Genomic DNA, 1,132 nt, shown 5'->3' with positions numbered 1-1,132 from the left:
AGTTGCGCCAACGGCGTCGATCTCTATCGACGATGTCACCAGCGATAACGTGATCAATGCCAGCGAATCCGGTCAGACCATCGCGGTGACCGGTAAGGTTGATGACGACGTCAAAGCGGGTGATGCGGTGACCGTTAAAGTCGGTACCGAGACGTACCAGACGACGGTGAATGTGGACGGCAAAACCTGGAGCGTCAACGTTCCGGGCTCCGTATTAGCGGCGAACGGTGATGTGAGTGCGACCGTCACTACCCGCGATACCGCAGGCAACGTGACCACCGCCAATACCAATCACGCTTACGGTGTAGATACGGTGGCGCCAGTTGCCTCTATCTCTATCGATAATGTCACCAGCGACAACGTGATTAATGCAGCCGAATCGGGTCAAACCATCGGGGTGACCGGTAGCGTCGATAATGACGTCAAAGCGGGTGATGCGGTGACGGTAAAAGTCGGTACCGAGACCTACCAGACGACGGTGAATACTGACGGCAAGACCTGGAGCGTGAACGTTCCGGGCTCGGTATTGGCAGCGAATGGTGATGTCAGTGCAACGGTCACCACGCGCGATGCGGCGGGCAATGTCACCACGGCCAATGCTACTCACGCTTACGGTGTCGATACCGTTGCGCCAACCGCGTCAATCTCAATCGATAACGTTACGTCCGATAACGTCATTAATGCCAGCGAGTCGGGTCAGACCATCGGGGTGACGGGTAACGTCGGCAATGAAGTGAAAGCCGGTGATACGGTGACGGTAAAAGTGGGCACCGAGACCTACCAGACCACCGTCAATACCGATGGCAAGACCTGGAGCGTCAATGTACCGGGTTCGGTGCTGGCAGCGAATGGTGATGTCAGTGCAACGGTCACCACGCGCGATGCGGCGGGCAATGTCACCACGGCCAATTCTACTCACGCTTACGGTGTCGATACCGTTGCGCCAGTGGCATCGATCTCTATCGACGATGTGACGTCCGATAACGTGATTAACGCAGCCGAATCGGGTCAGACGATCGCGGTGACGGGTAACGTCGGCAATGAAGTGAAAGCAGGCGACAGTATTACCGTTAAAGTCGGCACAGAAACCTACCAGACCACGGTGAATACCGATGGCAAGACCTGGAGCGTT

At 56.4% G+C, this 1,132-nt stretch carries 1 protein-coding gene; it reads left to right on the top strand.

All coding sequences use genetic code 11. The annotated features are described in order from the left end of the window. A partial coding sequence (locus A0G03_RS17900) for an Ig-like domain-containing protein (RefSeq protein ID WP_145951823.1) occupies positions 1 to 1,132 on the top strand: 1,132 nt, incomplete at both ends.

It is taken from the genome of Pectobacterium peruviense, from assembly GCF_002847345.1.
Taxonomy (GTDB): domain Bacteria; phylum Pseudomonadota; class Gammaproteobacteria; order Enterobacterales; family Enterobacteriaceae; genus Pectobacterium; species Pectobacterium peruviense.
The sequence above is the reverse complement of the archived record's forward strand: the minus strand, read 5'-3'. Positions and strand labels throughout refer to the sequence as shown.